The following is a 17,405-nucleotide window of genomic DNA, read 5'->3' on the forward strand; positions in this document are numbered from 1 at the left end:
GCGGTCAGTCGCGATGCCGTTGCAGCACCAGGCCGGCAAGGCCGGACGCGGCAAAGAGAGCCGCCGCCAGGCAAACGATGCTGGGACCGGCGGGGGTGTCGAGCACAAATGCCAGCTGCAGCCCGCCAGAGGCCGCCAGCATCCCCAAGAGCGCGGCAATCACCGCCATCCGCTCTGGTGTTGCGGCAAAGGGGCGGGCGGCCGCAGCCGGAATCAGCAGCATGGCGGCAATCAGCAATACTCCGACCACCTTGATGGCAACTGCCACGACCAGGGCCAGGGCAAGTGTCAGCACCATCTGCTCGCGGCGGGGATCAATGCCCGCTGCATGGGCCAGATCCGGATTCAGCGTGGCGGTCAGCAGCGCCGACCAGCGCCACCAGAGCAGCGCCAGCACCAGGGCTGCGCCGCACCAGATCACCGCCAGATCGCCGCGCCCCACCGCCAGGATATCGCCAAACAGATACGCCATCAGATCGATCCGCACACCTTGCAGGAAAGACACCGCGACCAGGCCGAAAGCCAGCGAAGAATGCGCCAGCACGCCCAAAAGCGTGTCCATCGCATAACCGCGTCCGGCAAGTGCGGACACGGTTGTGGCCATGGCCAGCGCGGTGGCCAGCACGCCGGCAAAGACCGACACATCAAAGCTAAGCGCCAGCGCCACGCCCAGGATCGACGCGTGCGCAGTGGCGTCGCCGAAATAGGCCATCCGCCGCCAGACCACGAAACAGCCCAAAGGTGCCGCGGCCAGCGCCACGCCGATGCCCGCAAGGGCTGCGCGGATCAGGAAATCGTCAAGCAGGGTCATTCCGCAGCCTTGTGATGATGGTGGTCATGATTGCAATCCTGATCATGGCTGTGATTGTGCTCGTGCCGGTAGAGCGCCAGCGCGCCTTGGGTTCCGGTGCCGAACAGGGCGCGGTACTCCGGTGCCGAGGCGACATGTTCCGGCGCTCCCTCGCAACAGACATGGCCGTTGAGGCAGACCACCCGGTCCGAGGCCGCCATCACCACATGCAGTTCATGACTGACCATCAGCACCGCACAGCCCAAATCCTGCCGGACCTTCTCGATGCGCTGGTAAAAGGCGGCGGAGCCGGGCTGGTCGAGGCCTTGGGTGGCTTCATCCAGGATCAGCAGCTGCGGATCGGTCAACAGGGCACGCGCCAGCAGAACCCGCTGGAACTGCCCGCCCGACAGGCCGGACATCTGCCGGGCCGCCAGATCGCCGGCGCCGGCTTGCTCCAGCGCCTCGGAGGCGCGGGCGTCAGATACCCGCGCGGGCAGGCTGAGGAACCGGCGCACGGTCAGCGGCAGGGTCGGGTCGATGTGCAGTTTCTGCGGCACATAGCCGATGCGCAGGCCGGGCGCGCGGTTGACTGCACCGTGCGAGGGTTTCAGCGCGCCGATCACGCTGCGCAGAAGGGTGGATTTGCCGGACCCGTTGGGGCCGACCACGGTGACGATCTCGCCGGGTTCAATGGCCAGATTGACGCCGGACAACACTGTCTTTCCGCCATAAGAGACCGTCAGCTGTTGAAGGGAAATCAGGCTCATGCAGCGCCCGCATGCTGGCATTTGGGGCACAGGCCCTCGGCCTCGATCACCGCGCGCTCGATGACAAACCCAGCCTCGCGGGCGGCCTGGCCGAGCTGGCCCTGGGTCGGCTCCCGCTGCGATTCAGCCACCGCATCGCAGGCGCGGCAGATCAGGAACACCGGCGCGTGATGCTCGCCCGGATGGGTACAGGCGATGAAGGCGTTCAGGCGTTCGATCTTATGGGCAAAGCCGTTTTTCACCAGGAAGTCCAAAGCCCGGTAGGCAACCGGCGGCTGCGAGCCGAGGCCCTCTTCGCGCAGCCGGTCAAGGATTTCATATGCCCCGAGCGCGCGGTGCTCCTGCAGCAGGATCTCCAGCACCCGGCGGCGAACGGGCGTGAATTGCAGCCCGGCCGTCCGGCACTGGGCGTCCACCGCTGCGATGCAATCGTGAATGCAGTTGCTGTGGTCATGCGGTTCGAAACCGATGGAGTCCATTGCGGGGTCCTTTGGGCGGCGGGTGATTTGCCCCTTGATATGTTATGTTATGACGTTTATCAACCGCGTGGTGTTATAAAATTACATGGGGCGTGATATGCGGAATTCCGGCATGTGGAGAAATGGATCGGCAATACTGGCCTTGCTGGCGGGAACCGGGGCGGCCTGGGCGGAGGTGCCGCGTGTGGCGGCGGATATCACGCCGGTTCACGGGCTGGTGGCGCGGGTGATGCAGGGCCTGGGTGAGCCGGCCCTTGTGGTGCCGCCGGGGGCTTCGCCGCATGGCTATTCGATGCGCCCCTCCGAGGCGCGGGCGCTGGATCAGGCGGATCTGGTGTTCTGGCTGGGTGAGGCGCTGACCCCTTGGCTGCATGGCCCGCTGGAGGAACTGGCCGGCGGCGCGCACCGGGTGGAGCTGCTGGAGGCCACGGGCACCACGGTTCTGCCGTTCCGGGAAGGCGCGCGGTTTGAGGCGCATGCACATGATGGCAATGAGGAGGACCATGCGGATCATGACGGTCACGATGCGCATGAAGATCATGATGATCATGGCCATGAAGAGCATGCTGAGGGCCATGAAGATCACGACGATCATGAGGCCCATGAAGACCCTGCGGAAAAAGATGGCCACAGCGATCACGGTGACCATGATGATCATGCCCATGGCCATCACCATGACGGCACCGACCCGCATGCCTGGTTGCTGCCGGCCAATGCCCAGGCCTGGCTTGATGTGATCGCGGAGGAGCTGGCAGAGCATGACCCAGGAAATGCCGCCGCGTACAAGGCTAATGCCGAAGCCGGCAAGCAGGAGATTGCGGACACTGTTGCCAGTGTCTCGGCTGCGCTGGAACCGTTCCGCGCCAAGCAGTTCATCGTGTTCCACGACGCCTATCAGTATTTCGAGCGCGGATTTGGATTGAATGCCGCCGGGGCAATTTCGATCGGTGACGCCTCCAAGCCGGGCCCGGCGCGAATTGCCGAAATGCGCGATGTCGTGGCGGACCTCAAGGTGGCTTGCATCTTCTCGGAGCCACAGTTCAACCCGGGCGTGGTCGCCACCGTGCTGGACGGCACCGGTGCGGGCACCGCGGTGCTGGATCCGCTGGGTGCCAAGCTGGAAGCGGGGCCGCAGTTCTACCCGGCACTGCTGCGGGATATCGGCGCAGCGATTGCCGGCTGCAAATGATCGGCGGGCGGGCCGGTGCGGTCCGCCTTTTCACCTGTCGCTGATCAGATGGGTAAGGCTGGCACCGGTCTCGTAATATGCGCTGCGCAGCCCTGCGAAGGGGATTGCGTGGCCTTTTGCGGGCGGAACCGGCAGGCAGGATTGGTCGCCTGTCAGCAGGGCCTCGGCCATTGCGGTGCCGAACAGGGTGCCGGGGCCGATACCGCGGCCGGAATAACCGAAACAGGCTAAGCCGCAGTTCAGATCCAGGATCTTGGGCAGGTGTTCGGTGGTCATGGCAATGCGGCCATGCCAAGGGCTGTGCAGCCTCGCGTCTTTCAATTGGGGGTAAAGCGCTGCCAGTTTGCGGGGCAGCCAGTTGCGATGCAGGGCGCTGCCGAAATGGTTTAGCGCACCCATGCCGCCGATCACCAGCCGCCCGGCCTGATCCAGCCGCCAGGAGGACATCACCAGGGCGGTGTCCCAGCAGCCTTCTTTGTTTGGCAGGAGTTTGTCGAGCAGAGCGGCAGGCAGCGGATCGGTGGAGGCCTGGAAGTAATGAACCGGGATCACTCGCGGCGCGCTGTAGCCGGTGATGTCGCGGGCATAGGCGTTTGTGGCCATGATCAGATGCCTGGCGCGCAGGCTGCCTTTTGGTGTTGTCACTTGCCAGCTGGTGCCGTCGCGGCTGATCGCGGCGGCGGGGGAGTTGCTGTGCAGCTGCGCGCCGGCTGCCGCGGCGGCACGGGCGAGGCCGCGGACATAGGCGAGCGGCTGGATTGTGCCCGCGCGCGGATCGAACAGGGCACCGTGCACGGCAGCGGAACCTGTGCGCCGGACGGCTTCGTCCCGGTCCAGCAATTCCACCGGCGCGCCGATGGCGCGGAGCTGTGCGTGGCGGCGTTGCAGGTCAGCCAGGCCGGCAGGGGCATGGGCGCAGTGCAGGGTGCCGCCCTGCTCAGCCTCGCATTGGATGCGGTGTTTCCCGATAAGGGAGAACACCATCCGGGGCGCGCCGCCCAGCAGAGCCGACAGGCGGTTGCCGGCCTCTGCCCCCAGTTCGGCGTTGATGTCTTCGGGCGGCAGCCAGAGGCCTGCATTCACCAGTCCGACATTGCGGCCCGAGCCGCCGCTGCCGATTTCCTCCGCCTCGATCAGACGGACCGAGGCGCCCATTTCCGCAGCCTTGAGCGCGGCAGAGCAGCCGGTGTAGCCGCCGCCGATCACCACGAGATCAGCTGATGCCTCCCCGGTGAGTTCCGGGAAGGCTGGATTTTCCTGGCAGGTTTGGTGCCAGAGGCAGGATGCCAGATCAGATGTCAAACTTGATCCCCTGAGCAAGCGGCAGCTCGCGTGAATAGTTCACCGTGTTGGTCTGCCGGCGCATGTAGCCTTTCCAGGCGTCGGAGCCGCTTTCACGGCCGCCGCCCGTCTCCTTTTCGCCCCCGAACGCGCCGCCGATTTCAGCGCCGGAGGGGCCGATGTTCACATTGGCAATACCGCAGTCCGAACCCGCTGCCGAGAGGAAATATTCGCATTCGCGCACGTCGGTGGAGAAGATGCAGGACGACAAGCCTTGCGGTACTTCGTTCTGCATTTCAATGGCTTGGTCGAGACCCGCGTATTTCACCACATAGAGGATCGGCGCAAAGGTTTCGGTGTGCATGATCGTGGTCTGGGCGGGCATCTCGACGATTGCCGGATGCACATAAGCCGCTTTGGCAAAGCTGTCCGTCAGTGCGCGGCCGCCGCCATGCACGGTGCCGCCTTCGCCCTGGGCGCGCTCCAGCGCCCGCAGCATCGAATCCATGGCGTGGCGGTCGATCAGCGGGCCGACCAGGGTGCCGTCCGCCAGCGGATCGCCGATGGGCAGGCCCTCGTAGGCCTTGATCAGACGCGGGATCAGCGCGTTATAGATATCCTCGTGCACGATCAGGCGGCGCAGGCTGGTGCAGCGCTGGCCGGCGGTGCCGACGGCGGAAAAAACGATGGCGCGCAGGGCCATTTCCAGATCGGCCGAAGGTGCCACGATCATCGCGTTGTTGCCGCCAAGTTCCAGAATGGTGCGGCCGAGGCGTTGCGACATGTCCGCCGCAACCGCTTTGCCCATCGGCACCGAGCCGGTGGCCGAGATGATTGCGACGTCTTTGGAGGCAGTGAGCGCCTCGCCCAGATCACGCTCGCCGATCAGCACCTGAATGAGACCCTCGGGAGCGTCCTCGCCAAAGGCCGCCATGGCGCGGTCGCAGATTTTCTGCACCGCCAGCGCGGTGAGCGGGGTTTTCTCGGAGGGTTTCCAGATCACCGGATCGCCGCAGACCAGCGCAAGTGCTGCGTTCCAGCACCAGGGTGCAACGGGAAAGTTGAAGGCGGTGATGATACCGCAGGTGCCCATCGGGTGCCATGTTTCGCGCATGGCATGGCCGGGGCGTTCCGAGGCGATGGTGAGGCCGTAAAGCTGGCGTGAGAGACCCACGGCAAAGTCGCAGATGTCGATCATCTCCTGCACTTCGCCGAGGCCTTCCTGGTAGATCTTGCCGCATTCCAGGGTGACAAGGCGGCCCAGGGTTTCCTTTTCGCGGCGCAGTTCCTCGCCCAGAAGGCGCACCAGCTCGCCACGGCGCGGGGCGGGCACCAGGCGCCATGATTTGAAGGCGGATTTGGCGGCGCCGATCTGCGCTTCAGCCTCCACCGCACTGTGGGTTTTCAGGCGGGCGATTTCGCTGCCGTCGACGGGCGTGGTGACAGAGAGGCTGCCGCCGGTCAGTTCGGCTTGGGTCAGGCCAGAAGCGGCGAGGATGTCGGAATGAGGCATATCGGGATCCTTTTGAAGCGAGGGCAGGACATGAGCAAAACTTTAGCCTGATTTGCGCCGATGTCCTGCCGGGCGTCGGTCTGGTATAGAAATTGCACCCCCCGGCGCGGATTGCTATTGAAACTAAATCCTGAAGTCATGAGCTAAGATCATATGATTGCCCCGCGCCGCTTTCTACCCTCGATCCCGTCGCTGCTGGCGCTGGAGGCCGTGGACCGGCTGGGCAGTGCTTCGGCGGCAGCAGAGGATCTGTCGCTGACGCAAAGCGCCGTCAGCCGCCAATTGAAACAGCTGGAGGAGCAGATGGGGGTCGATCTGGTTGCCCGTGACCAGATGCGGATGCAGCTGACGCCGGCGGGGACCGGCTTTGCCAAGGAGGCGCGCGCGATCCTGACCCGGCTGGCGCAGGCCTCGGTCAAGCTGCGGGCGAACCCGGACGGCGGCAGTTTCACCTTGTCGATCCTGCCGTCCTTTGGCCTCCATTGGCTGGCGCCGCGGCTGCGGGAGTTTGCCGCCTCGCATCCCGGCATCACGGTGAACCTGCACACGCATAATCTGCCGTTCAGCTTTGATGCGGGCACGGCGCAGGCGGCGATCCATTACGGCACGCGGGACTGGCCGGGGGTGGCGTATCTGCCGCTGATGCCGAAACATGTGCTGCCGGTCTGCGCGCCGGGGCTGATGGCGGGGCCGGTTTCCAGCCCGGCGGAACTGCTGGACTATCCGTTGCTGCATCTGGAGACGCACCCGGATTGCTGGGAACAGTGGTTTCATCTTCACGATGTGCCGGCGGCCAAGCTGCGGGGGATGCTGTTTGACCAATCCTCGGCCATGACGCAGGGGGCGGTGCATGGGCTGGGGGTGGCGTTGCTGCCGGATTTCCTGGCGGAGAATGAAATTGCGCAAGGCCGGCTGATGCTGGCGATGGAGGGGGCGGCAGTGAGTTTGGGCGAATATTACCTGGTCTGGCCTGCGGATCAGCCAGAGGAATATCCGCTGATCAAATTTCGCGAATGGCTGCTGTCGCAGCTGGGGGAGGTGTAAGATGCGCCTGCCGGGCCTGACCCATCTGCGCTGTTTTGAAAGTGCTGCGCGGCATCAAAGTTTCACTGCGGCGGGAGAGGAATTGGGGCTGACGCAAAGCGCCGTCAGCAAGAAGGTAAAGGAGTTGGAGGCGGATCTGGGGTTCGACTTGTTCCAGCGTTCAGGCAGGGGTGTGGTGCTGACGCCTGCGGGGCAGGGGCTGGCCGCCGATCTGGAGCTGGATCTGGCAGGTTTGCGGGCGACGCTGCAGAAGGCTGCTGCTGCCGGGGCGGGCCGCTCGGCTTTGCGGATTGCGGTGCTGCCTGCCTTTGCCAACCTGTGGCTGATTCCGCGGCTGCCGGATTTCTTCGCCCGCCATCCGGAGGTGGAGCTGAGTTTCTCCACCCGGCTGGAGCCGTTTGATTTTGCGCGCGAGAATTTCGACCTGGCGGTGCACTACGGGCTGGACAACTGGCCGGGCACGTATATGGCGCCCTTGTTCGGCGAGGAAATGGTGCCGGTCTGCGCGCCCGCGTTTTATGCCGCGCACCAGCTGGAGCTGGCGGGTAGCCTGGCACAGGCGCCGCTGCTGCACCTGGACAGCCGGGCAGGAACCTGGGCGGAGTGGTTCGAGCGCGCCGGGCTGGCAGGCGCACCGCGGCAGGACGGGCGCTATTTCGATCAGCATTCGATGGTGATTGCGGCAGCGGCGGCGGGGCTGGGGGCTGCGATAGTGCCCTATGACATGGTGGCGCGGGAGATTGCGTCAGGGGATCTGGTGCGGATTCCGGGGCCGGAGCTGGTGTCGCGCAAGCGCTATTACCTGGTGCGTCCGCACGGGCCGGTGCCGGAAGCGGTGCAAAAGCTAGAAGCCTGGATGCGCAAGCAGTTGAAGGGCAGGCCGGATTGAGGTGCTCTGCCTGGCCGAAGGCCGGGCAGCACCGCTAGCCATGACTAACAGGAATGTATGCCGTCGGGACTGGCTGGTTTTCCTCTATAATCCGATGTTTCAATCTGGCTGCGCCACAACTAGCAGGGAGCCTTTGCCATGGCCCAGTTCCGCCGCGCCAGCCGTCTTGACCCGATCGAGGTCTCCGAAATTCTTACCATCGGCGCGAAGGCGGCAAAGATGAAGCGCCAGGGAGTGCCGGTGATCATCCTGGGCGCGGGGGAGCCGGATTTCGACACGCCGGACCACATCAAGGAGGCAGCCGCCGCCGCGATGCGGGCGGGGGAAACGAAATACACCCCGCTTGGCGGTACGCTGGAATTGCGGCTGGCGGTGCAGGCGAAGTTCAAACGCGACAACGGGCTGGATTATGGGCTGGACGAGATCACCTCGGGCACCGGGGCCAAGGAGATCTTGTTTGATGCCTTCATGGCGAGCCTCGATCCCGGCGATGAGGTGATCGTGCCCACGCCCTATTGGACCTCTTATTCCGATATCATCCGGATTGCCGGCGGGGAGCCGGTGCTGGTGCCTTGCGGCAGTGATACAGGGTTCCGGCTGACCGCAGAGAGGCTGGAGGCGGCGATCACCCCGCGCACCCGCTGGCTGCTGCTGAATTCGCCGTCCAATCCGGCAGGTGCGGGGTACAGCGCCGCGGATTACCGGCCATTGCTGGAGGTGTTGCTGCGGCATCCGGATGTCTGGCTGATGGCCGATGACATGTATGAGCACATCACCTATGGCGGGTTCGAATTCGCCACGCCCGCACAGGTGGAGCCGCGGCTGAAGGAGCGGGTGCTGACGGTCAACGGCGTCTCCAAGGCTTATGCGATGACGGGCTGGCGGCTGGGCTATGCGGGCGGGCCGAAGGATCTGATTGCGGCGATGAAAGTGGTGCAGTCGCAATCGACTTCGCACCCGTCCTCGATTTCGCAGGCGGCCGCGGTGGCCGCATTGAACGGGCCGCAGGAGGTGCTGGCAGAGCGGCAGGCCAGTTTCCAGACACGGCGCGATCTGGTGGTGGAGGCGCTCAATGGCATCGACGGCATTGAGTGCCCGGTGCCGGAGGGCGCGTTTTACACATTTGCCAATTGCGCCGGGGTGCTGGGCAAGCACACGCCGCAGGGTGTTGTGCTGGAGACGGACGCGGATTTCTGCGCCTACCTGCTGGATCAGCATCATGTGGCCGTGGTGCCGGGCCGGGCCTTTGGCATCTCGCCTTACTTCCGGGTTTCCTATGCGACGTCCGAGACGGAGCTGCAAGAAGCCTTATCCCGGATTGCCGCTGCAGTCGCGGCGCTGTCTTAGGCCTGCACTACTGCCGGCTGGCGGCGGTTCCGGGCATTGGTCCAAGCCTGTATCAGCTGGCGCTGCACGGCGGCGGCGGCAAGACCCAAGGCGAGGCCGCCAATGATTGCCAGCGCATCGTTCAGCGGGCTGCGGGCCTCCAGCCCGATCATCGGCATCAGCAGTTCCGGCACAAACCGGTGCAGCAGGTAGATCGGGAAGGCGGCCTGGGCCAGCCGCATCAGCGGGCGGGCCGCAAACCGCGGCATCGGCAGGCGGGTGACGAACAGCAGCCCGGCAATAAGTGCCAATAGCCACATGTATTTGATCCAGCCGCCGTACCAGTTGCCGCCCAGATAGGCCGCCGCGGGCATGATCAGGCAGGCTGCCCCCAGCACCAGAAGCCGTTGCCGCAGCGTGCTGGCGGCGGTGATGCACCAGCCCAAGGCGAACAGGTAGAAGACCCACGGCACGGTGAACTGCGCGCGTCCGCCGATTTGCCAGACTTCCGGCACGATCAGCCGCAGCGCCACGGCAAACGCCAGAAAACACAGGCCGGTACGGAAAGCACCCTGGCTTGCAAGCCAACGGCGCAGGGGTGGTACGGCAAAGGGCAACGCCACCAGCAGCGTCATCTGCAGATAAGCTTCGATGAACCAGTACAAATACGGCAGCATCAAGTGGGTTTCCGGGATTGTCACGGCAAAATTGCCGGCCAGAAAGACCGAGACCCAGGGTACCTGCTCCCACACCGCAGCATAGCCTGCAAGGATCAGGTAATAGGGGATCAGCACTGCAGCCACCGGTTTAAAGAAGCTGCGCATGTCGCCGGACTTCAGCGCCTCCCAGCGGAAGCCTGCAACGCTCATTCCCATCAGGATCACCATCGCAGCTGCCCCGCCGAACACCGGCCAAAGGGTCTGGTGGGCGACCACCACTGCGAGGATGGCAGCCACACGGGCCACCAGATCGAAAGGCAGGCTGGCGCCGGGCGCCGGGGCGGCCTGTTCAAGAGTGCTGATCGGCATGTTTTCCCAGCCCGCCGGGGCGCCGCCAAGGGCTTCGTCCAGAGCCAGGGACAGCTCTACATGACGCAGAGAATCTCCTCCAAGCGCGGCAAAGCTATCGTTTCGGCCCACGCTCTGCGGCGCAAAGGCGGCCTGAAAGGCTGCCAGTACATTCCTGGCAGGTTTGCGCTGCGCTGATTGCGCCTTCAGCGCCGGATAGTCGATCTTGCCATTGGCGCGCCGCGGCAGAGACTTGCGCGGAAGGACGGTGAAATGCTGCTGGCGGATGCCGGTCAGCTGGGCGGCCATCGCAGCGATGCCGTCCTCCGCCCCGCAGATTGCAATCGAAATGCGGCTGTCATCACCCCAAACCGCGGCCTCATGCCCCTGGGCGGCCAAGGCACGTTCGATGGCGTCATGGCCGATACGCAGGCCGGCAATCTTGGACATCCGCGAAAGCCGCCCGGTGATGTGGAAGAGCCCGTTTGCATCGCGGCGGGCCAGATCGCCGGTCGCTAGCTCGCTGAGTTCGGCGCCCCTGGCCAGATCGGCGTGGCTTTCGGCATAGCCCATCATCACGTTCGGGCCCTGATAGATCAGCTCGCCTTCGCCCTCGGGGGTGGTGATTTCTGCGCCCGAAGCCGAGCGCAGCAGCAGACGCCCGCTGGGAATGGCGCGGCCTGCAGCGCCGGGATTGTCCAAAGCCAGCTCCGGCGGCAGGTAGCTGATCCGCGCGGTGGCCTCGGTCTGGCCGTACATCACAAAGAAGCGGCCTGCGCGGGCTTGCGTCCGGGCAGACCACGCGCGGACTTGCTCCGGCTCCATGGCGCCGCCGGCAACGGTCAGCGTCTTGATGTTTTCCGGCAGCACGTGGGAAAGGCCGGCGCTGTCCAGCAGGCGGAAATGATGCGGCACGCCGGCCAGGCTGGTGGCGCCGGAGGCCTCCAGCGCTGTGGCAAAACCGGGGTCCAGCATCGAGCCGGGCGCAAGCCAGAGGCTGGCACCGGCGGCAAGATGCGAGTGCAGCACCGACAAGCCGTAGGAATAATGCAGCGGCAGGATCAGTGCGGAGCGCTCTGTGGGCTGGATCCCGAGATACTGGGCTATAGCGCTGGCGTTGGTGTCCATAGCGGTGCCGGACAGGCGTACGCCGCGGCCGTGGCCGGTGCTGCCGGAGGTCTGCAGCAGCAGTGTCAGCTCCGGGTGGATTTCAGCGGGTTCATGCGCGTGCGCCAGCAGTTGCCAGGTTCCGCCCACGCGCCGGAAGCTGGCAGCCGGACGGAACCGTTCCTCCAGACGGGCAGCGGTGACGGGGTCCGCGGCCGGTAGCGGCATAACTGCGTGGCCGGCAGCCAGGGCGCCCGCATAGGCGATAATGGCTTCGGGATCGGAAGCGGCTTCAACCGCAATCAGCCGCCGCTCTTGCGGCAGCGATTTGCCGAACTCTGCGGCGGCGTCAGCCAGCGCAGCATAAGTCAGCTCAGCCCCGTCCGCCGCAATCAGGCAAGGATTGGCGGCAAACGCACGCAATTTGGCCAGGTCGTAGAACATCCGCAACTCCTTTGAGCGCGGCGGGTAATTTAATTTACTAATTTTGTCAATTATTAGCCGGCGGCCTGTTGCCGGATCGGGACCGGTTGCGAAACTGGAGTGAACATTGACTGCGGCAGATGAGGCGCGCGCGTCCTTGCAGAGGCGGTTTGCTGTCTTCACCAATTCCAGGATCCGTTCACGGCGAACGTCAAATTCCACCCCTGCGATCGGTCATTTTTCCGCCGCAAGATGGGCGCGCTTGCGGCCTGAAAAGCCACATTCCTGCAAAGGCCGCAAAGTTCCTGCCATATTTTTGCCGCAATCGGCCGGGCGCCGGGTCGTTGGGACCCGGGCATTAACTATGATTTCAATCTATTACGGGAAACGGGCAGAATCTTGCCCATGCTGGTAAAAGGCTTGGAATGCCTAATTCCGGTCACGATAGACTCAGGCTTGAGCAGTATGTTTCAACCAACAATAGCCATAGCAAGGAGGACCCTAAGCGTGGCAAACACAACGTTTCCGGATCCGGTTTTTTCGAAGCTGAAAACCAAAGAGTATACAGGCAGCCGGGACGACATTCTCAGCATCAATCATTCAAATACCCTTGCGCTGGACGCGGCGACGGTGTCGCTGAGCTTTTCGTTGGACCGCCTGCCCGGCGAGATGGCGCTGGTGTCCAAGGACGGAAGCGGCGCCGGGGCGGGCGACTTCACGCTTTGGGTCAAGGACGGCACTTTGGTGGCAACCCAGTCGGACGGCAGCGGGACCGAATACCTGAAAGTCCCGGATCTGGTGTTGTCGGCGCAGCAAACCTACCAGATCTCGGTCAGCTTTGGCGCGGACGGGCTGATGATCTGGCTGGACGGCGCGCTGGTGGCGGCAGAACCTGCGTTCAAACAGGGGCTGGCAGACAATGATAACGCCCTGGTGATCGGCGGCAGCCGGGCCTGGCGCAGCAATCAGGAGGATGACGCGCATTCGCTGTTCAAGGGCACCATCAGCGATGTGCGGATCTTTGACAGCCAGCTGGGCGAAAGCAGCCAGATCGCATTGGCCGGGGAGGCCGGCACCGCCATGGGCGCCAAGATGGACGCGATGATGGAGGATCTGGCCCCGGCCTTTGGCCAGCTGCATGGGGCAAGCGATACCTTCCTGGAGATTCTGTCGGATTACGGCGTGACCCATCACGGCCATCTGGACCGCAGTCTCAACATGATCAGCCGCAACGGCGGCGACAACACGGTGCGCGGCACCAGCGGCGCCGATGGCATCGACGCGGGCCGCGGCGACGACAAGATCATCGGCAAAGGCGGCGCCGATGTGCTGCAGGGCAACTACGGCAATGACACGCTGTATGGCGGCGGCGGCAACGATGTGCTGGACGGCGGCCACGGCGAGGACACGCTGAAGGGCGGCGCTGGCAACGACCTGCTGATCAGCCGCGCGGACGGGCGCGAGGGGGCCATCGCCTATGACCCGGACCGCGACGAGGGCGACCCGGAAAATGAGCTGACGGACGGTAAGCTGTACCCCGATCAGCCGGTGCCGGGCGATGATCTTCTGATCGGCGGCAAGGGCGCGGATATCTTTTATTTCCAGACGCTTATCAACGCCAAGGAGCGCTACATCGAGAAGCACACCCGCGACGACGGCACCATCAACTGGCACGGTGTTGCGGGGGAGAACGACAAGCTGCACGACCATTGGGTCGACATTATGGGCCATGATGTGGTGCAGGATTTCAGCCGTGCCGAGGGCGACCGGATTGTCATCGAGGGCCACACCACCGAGATCGCCTCGATCACCTATGGCGACAAGAACGGCGACGGGGTGATGGATCACTCGGTGATTGCGCTGTACTCGGATCAGGGCAACAACGGCGGCGCCCACAACGACGATTTGCTGGGCAAGATCACCGTCTACGGCGACCTGGTGAAACTGTCGGACATCGAACACACCGCGGCGCCGGCATACGGTATCGTCAAGAGCATCGACGACCTGGAGGAGGCGCTGGCGCCAACAGCGGTTTCCGAAAACACCGGCAAGATCAAGGTCCCGGGGTCGGCGCTGGGAACGGCTGCGCAGGCCGCCATACCAGGTGCCGGCGCGCCGGTTGTTGCGATGCCAGGCCAGCATGTGCTGAGTGGTGAAGACGGCGATTATCTGAATGCGGGTCACCTTGATGCCCTTGCGCTGGACGCGGCGACGGTTTCGCTGAGCTTTTCGCTGGAGCGGCTGCCCGGCGAGATGGCGCTGGTGTCCAAGGACGGAAGCGGCGCCGGGGCGGGCGACTTCACGCTTTGGGTCAAGGACGGCACTTTGGTGGCAACCCAGTCGGACGGCAGCGGGACCGAATACCTGAAAGTCCCGGATCTGGTGTTGTCGGCGCAGCAAACCTACCAGATCTCGGTCAGCTTTGGCGCGGACGGGCTGATGATCTGGCTGGACGGCGCGCTGGTGGCGGCAGAACCTGCGTTCAAACAGGGGCTGGCAGACAATGATAACGCCCTGGTGATCGGCGGCAGCCGGGCCTGGCGCAGCAATCAGGAGGATGACGCGCATTCGCTGTTCAAGGGCACCATCAGCGATGTGCGGATCTTTGACAGCCAGCTGGGCGAAAGCAGCCAGATCGCATTGGCCGGGGAGGCCGGCACCGCCATGGGCGCCAAGATGGACGCGATGATGGAGGATCTGGCCCCGGCCTTTGGCCAGCTGCATGGGGCAAGCGATACCTTCCTGGAGATTCTGTCGGATTACGGCGTGACCCATCACGGCCATCTGGACCGCAGTCTCAACATGATCAGCCGCAACGGCGGCGACAACACGGTGCGCGGCACCAGCGGCGCCGATGGCATCGACGCGGGCCGCGGCGACGACAAGATCATCGGCAAAGGCGGCGCCGATGTGCTGCAGGGCAACTACGGCAATGACACGCTGTATGGCGGCGGCGGCAACGATGTGCTGGACGGCGGCCACGGCGAGGACACGCTGAAGGGCGGCGCTGGCAACGACCTGCTGATCAGCCGCGCGGACGGGCGCGAGGGGGCCATCGCCTATGACCCGGACCGCGACGAGGGCGACCCGGAAAATGAGCTGACGGACGGTAAGCTGTACCCCGATCAGCCGGTGCCGGGCGATGATCTTCTGATCGGCGGCAAGGGCGCGGATATCTTTTATTTCCAGACGCTTATCAACGCCAAGGAGCGCTACATCGAGAAGCACACCCGCGACGACGGCACCATCAACTGGCACGGTGTTGCGGGGGAGAACGACAAGCTGCACGACCATTGGGTCGACATTATGGGCCATGATGTGGTGCAGGATTTCAGCCGTGCCGAGGGCGACCGGATTGTCATCGAGGGCCACACCACCGAGATCGCCTCGATCACCTATGGCGACAAGAACGGCGACGGGGTGATGGATCACTCGGTGATTGCGCTGTACTCGGATCAGGGCAACAACGGCGGCGCCCACAACGACGATTTGCTGGGCAAGATCACCGTCTACGGCGACCTGGTGAAGCTGTCGGACATCGAACACACCGCGGCGCCGGCATACGGTATCGTCAAGAGCATCGACGACCTGGAGGAGGCGCTGGCGCCAACAGCGGTTTCCGAAAACACCGGCAAGATCAAGGTGCCGGGGTCGGCGCTGGCGGACGCTGGCGATCTGACCCTTGCGGCAGCGGAAAGCCCGGTCTTTGCCATGGCAGGCAGCCACGGTTTCGATGCCGACGACCGTTCTGCCTATGTCTTTGATCACAATAAGGCGCTGGAGCTTTCCAGCGGCACTATTGCCTTTCGCTTCACCGCCAGCAGTCTGGCCGGATACCAAACCCTGTTGTCCAAGGATGCCGCTGAATATGGCAGCGGCGGGCATCTGGCGGTTTATCTGGATGAAACCGGCAAGCTGATCGTGCGCCTGCAGGACAGCGAGGAGACCTACTATTTCACTGCGGCAAATGCGATTGAGGCAGGCACAGACTATGACTTCAGCCTGAATTTTGGCAGCGAGGGCGTGGAAGTCTACCTGAATGGCGCGCGGATTGCTTATGAAGCCGGGCTGGATTTTGACTGGAGCACCAACAGCGAGGCACTGATTGCCGGGGCTGCAGGATGGAGCAATGCAGCCGGCAAAACCGACAAGATCCACAGCTACTTTGATGGCAGTATCAGTGATCTGGCGGTTTATGACGCGGTGCTGACCGGCGAAGAGGTTTTCGGCAGCGGTGAGCGCAGCGATTACGCTTACTTCGGCGGCCGGATCGACAGCTTTCAGTTCAATCGCAGCGGCGGCGAAATCCAGATCAGCAAGGGCGGCTCTGAGACGGTTCTGGAACCGGAGGATACCTTTGCCGCGTTCAAGGATGTCACCGTTCGAGCGGCGGATATTCAGTTCGGTTCCAATAACAGCGACGAATTGCGCGGTGCCGATGGTGCCGATGTGCTGATTGGAAAAGACGGCGATGACCGGCTGCTGGGGTATGGCAATGATGACTTGCTGAGAGGCGGAAAGGGCAACGACAACCTTTATGGCGGTGACGGAGCGGATACGCTGTCCGGTCAGGGGGGCCACGACAAACTGGCTGGCGGCAGCGGCCGGGACTATCTGTTTGGCGGCGATGGCAATGACACGCTGTATGGCGAAGACGGCCGGGATTGGCTCTATGGCGGCCTTGGCGATGACCGGCTGCAGGGCCACAGCTGGAATGCGTCGGACCCCTCAGACCGGGACCGCGCGGTGTTTGATGGGAACTTCGAGGACTACAGCTTTGAAAGCTATACCTACTTTGACTCCAACCGGGGTACGGACATCACCCGTCTGACGGTAACTGATGCGGCCAGCGGCGGGGCTGATGGCTATTATGAAGGCCGCGACCAGCTGCTGGATATTGGCCTGTTAGTCTTTGCAGATCAGACGGTTGCCTTTGATGACCTGATCTGACGCCAGGTCCGGGCGTAGAACAGCACGGGTTTGGCGGAGCAAACATCTGCCAATCCTCCAGGTGGCTTTCACCGGGGGCATTTGGGTGCCTCCGGTGAGAATCGCTCCTGGGTGCAAATGATTTGGACACCATTCAGAAATGCCGCCGGCTGCGCAAAGCAGGAATGTCACCAGCCTGCCTACGGGGGGCAAGGCTTATCAGCCCGCAGCCCTCAAATGCCGAAGGGCTGAGAAGCCTGGTGAGAACATGAGACTGAAACCGCTGGATAGCGGTTTGAGCCCAGACCTACATAACTGTGATAATGTCGCCGACAGCGATGATCTCGTTCAAGCAAAACTGGCCGTCTGCTCTCATATGCAGATGCGGTAAATCAAGATGGCCGTTCGGCCTCGGTTGGTAAACCTCGCATGGGAAGGATTTTCCAGCGCTTGAGATGAATATTTTGGCTTCCAGTACAGTGGCAAAGGCCAGATCAATCTGGTCATTTGTGTACAGAACACAACGACTTCGACCATCCTTGTCGTCGGTCAGAAGATCGTAGTCGTTTATCTCAATGTTCATAAGGGACGATCCCATACGGACATGCAAAATTCAACGGCAGCTTTATCCGCATTGCGGTTCTCTGTTTGCGGGATT

The 17,405-nt window shown here is 63.5% G+C and carries 12 protein-coding genes; 5 read left to right on the forward strand and 7 right to left on the reverse strand.

The window, feature by feature from the left end; genetic code table 11:
* Positions 1–4: 4 nt before the first annotated feature.
* Genes L1069_RS03595 through L1069_RS03605 form a run of 3 tightly spaced genes read right to left on the reverse strand, consistent with a single transcriptional unit; the run spans position 5 to position 2,039 of the window.
* Positions 5–811, reverse strand: a complete 807-nt coding sequence (locus tag L1069_RS03595) for a metal ABC transporter permease (protein WP_237454811.1) — start codon at positions 809–811, stop codon at positions 5–7.
* Positions 808–1,560 carry a metal ABC transporter ATP-binding protein gene (locus L1069_RS03600; RefSeq protein ID WP_237454812.1) on the reverse strand — a complete coding sequence of 251 codons (753 nt, stop codon included), beginning with the start codon at positions 1,558–1,560 and terminating at the stop codon, positions 808–810. The genes L1069_RS03595 and L1069_RS03600 overlap by 4 nt, the downstream gene beginning before the upstream one ends.
* The gene (locus L1069_RS03605) at positions 1,557–2,039 is read right to left on the reverse strand and encodes a Fur family transcriptional regulator (RefSeq protein WP_129373152.1); all 483 of its coding nucleotides are present in this window, start codon (positions 2,037–2,039) and stop codon (positions 1,557–1,559) included. Before L1069_RS03605 ends, L1069_RS03600 begins: the two co-directional genes overlap by 4 nt.
* A gap of 112 nt (positions 2,040–2,151) precedes the next feature.
* Between L1069_RS03605 and L1069_RS03610 the strand changes: the two genes are divergently transcribed.
* Positions 2,152–3,228 carry a zinc ABC transporter substrate-binding protein gene (locus L1069_RS03610; protein WP_237454813.1) on the forward strand — a complete coding sequence of 359 codons (1,077 nt, stop codon included), beginning with the start codon at positions 2,152–2,154 and terminating at the stop codon, positions 3,226–3,228.
* 30 nt (positions 3,229–3,258) lie between these two features.
* Here L1069_RS03610 and L1069_RS03615 read toward each other — a convergent pair whose 3' ends face one another.
* Positions 3,259–4,530, reverse strand: a complete 1,272-nt coding sequence (locus L1069_RS03615) for an FAD-binding oxidoreductase (RefSeq protein ID WP_237454814.1) — start codon at positions 4,528–4,530, stop codon at positions 3,259–3,261.
* Positions 4,520–6,022 (reverse strand): aldehyde dehydrogenase family protein, encoded by a 1,503-nt coding sequence (locus tag L1069_RS03620; RefSeq protein ID WP_237454815.1) that lies wholly within the window; start codon positions 6,020–6,022, stop codon positions 4,520–4,522. Before L1069_RS03620 ends, L1069_RS03615 begins: the two co-directional genes overlap by 11 nt.
* 153 nt (positions 6,023–6,175) lie before the next feature.
* On the opposite strand from L1069_RS03620, the gene L1069_RS03625 reads away from it, so the two are divergent.
* The 3 genes from L1069_RS03625 to L1069_RS03635 all read left to right on the forward strand — a co-directional run bounded on the left by L1069_RS03625 (position 6,176) and on the right by L1069_RS03635 (position 9,302).
* Positions 6,176–7,066, forward strand: coding sequence for a LysR substrate-binding domain-containing protein (locus L1069_RS03625; protein ID WP_237454816.1), 891 nt, complete (start codon positions 6,176–6,178; stop codon positions 7,064–7,066).
* 1 nt (position 7,067) lies between these two features.
* A complete protein-coding gene (locus L1069_RS03630; protein WP_237454817.1) occupies positions 7,068–7,955 on the forward strand; it encodes a LysR substrate-binding domain-containing protein in 888 nt (295 codons plus the stop codon).
* Between the two features lie 138 nt (positions 7,956–8,093).
* Entirely contained in the window at positions 8,094–9,302 is a 1,209-nt protein-coding gene (locus L1069_RS03635) for a pyridoxal phosphate-dependent aminotransferase (RefSeq protein ID WP_237454818.1), read from the forward strand.
* Here L1069_RS03635 and L1069_RS03640 read toward each other — a convergent pair.
* Positions 9,299–11,839, reverse strand: coding sequence for an AMP-binding protein (locus L1069_RS03640; RefSeq protein ID WP_237454819.1), 2,541 nt, complete (start codon positions 11,837–11,839; stop codon positions 9,299–9,301). The genes L1069_RS03635 and L1069_RS03640 overlap by 4 nt on opposite strands.
* A 486-nt stretch (positions 11,840–12,325) precedes the next feature.
* On the opposite strand from L1069_RS03640, the gene L1069_RS03645 reads away from it, so the two are divergent.
* Complete coding sequence (locus L1069_RS03645; RefSeq protein WP_237454820.1) at positions 12,326–16,768, forward strand: LamG-like jellyroll fold domain-containing protein; 4,443 nt, start codon at positions 12,326–12,328, stop codon at positions 16,766–16,768.
* Positions 16,769–17,054: 286 nt separating this feature from the next.
* On the opposite strand, the gene L1069_RS03650 is transcribed toward L1069_RS03645, so the two are convergent.
* Entirely contained in the window at positions 17,055–17,330 is a 276-nt protein-coding gene (locus L1069_RS03650; RefSeq protein WP_129373143.1) for a hypothetical protein, read from the reverse strand.
* Positions 17,331–17,405: the final 75 nt, after the last annotated feature.

The sequence above is a fragment of the Leisingera sp. MMG026 genome (assembly GCF_021654205.1).
In the GTDB taxonomy this organism is placed as follows: Bacteria; Pseudomonadota; Alphaproteobacteria; order Rhodobacterales; family Rhodobacteraceae; genus Leisingera.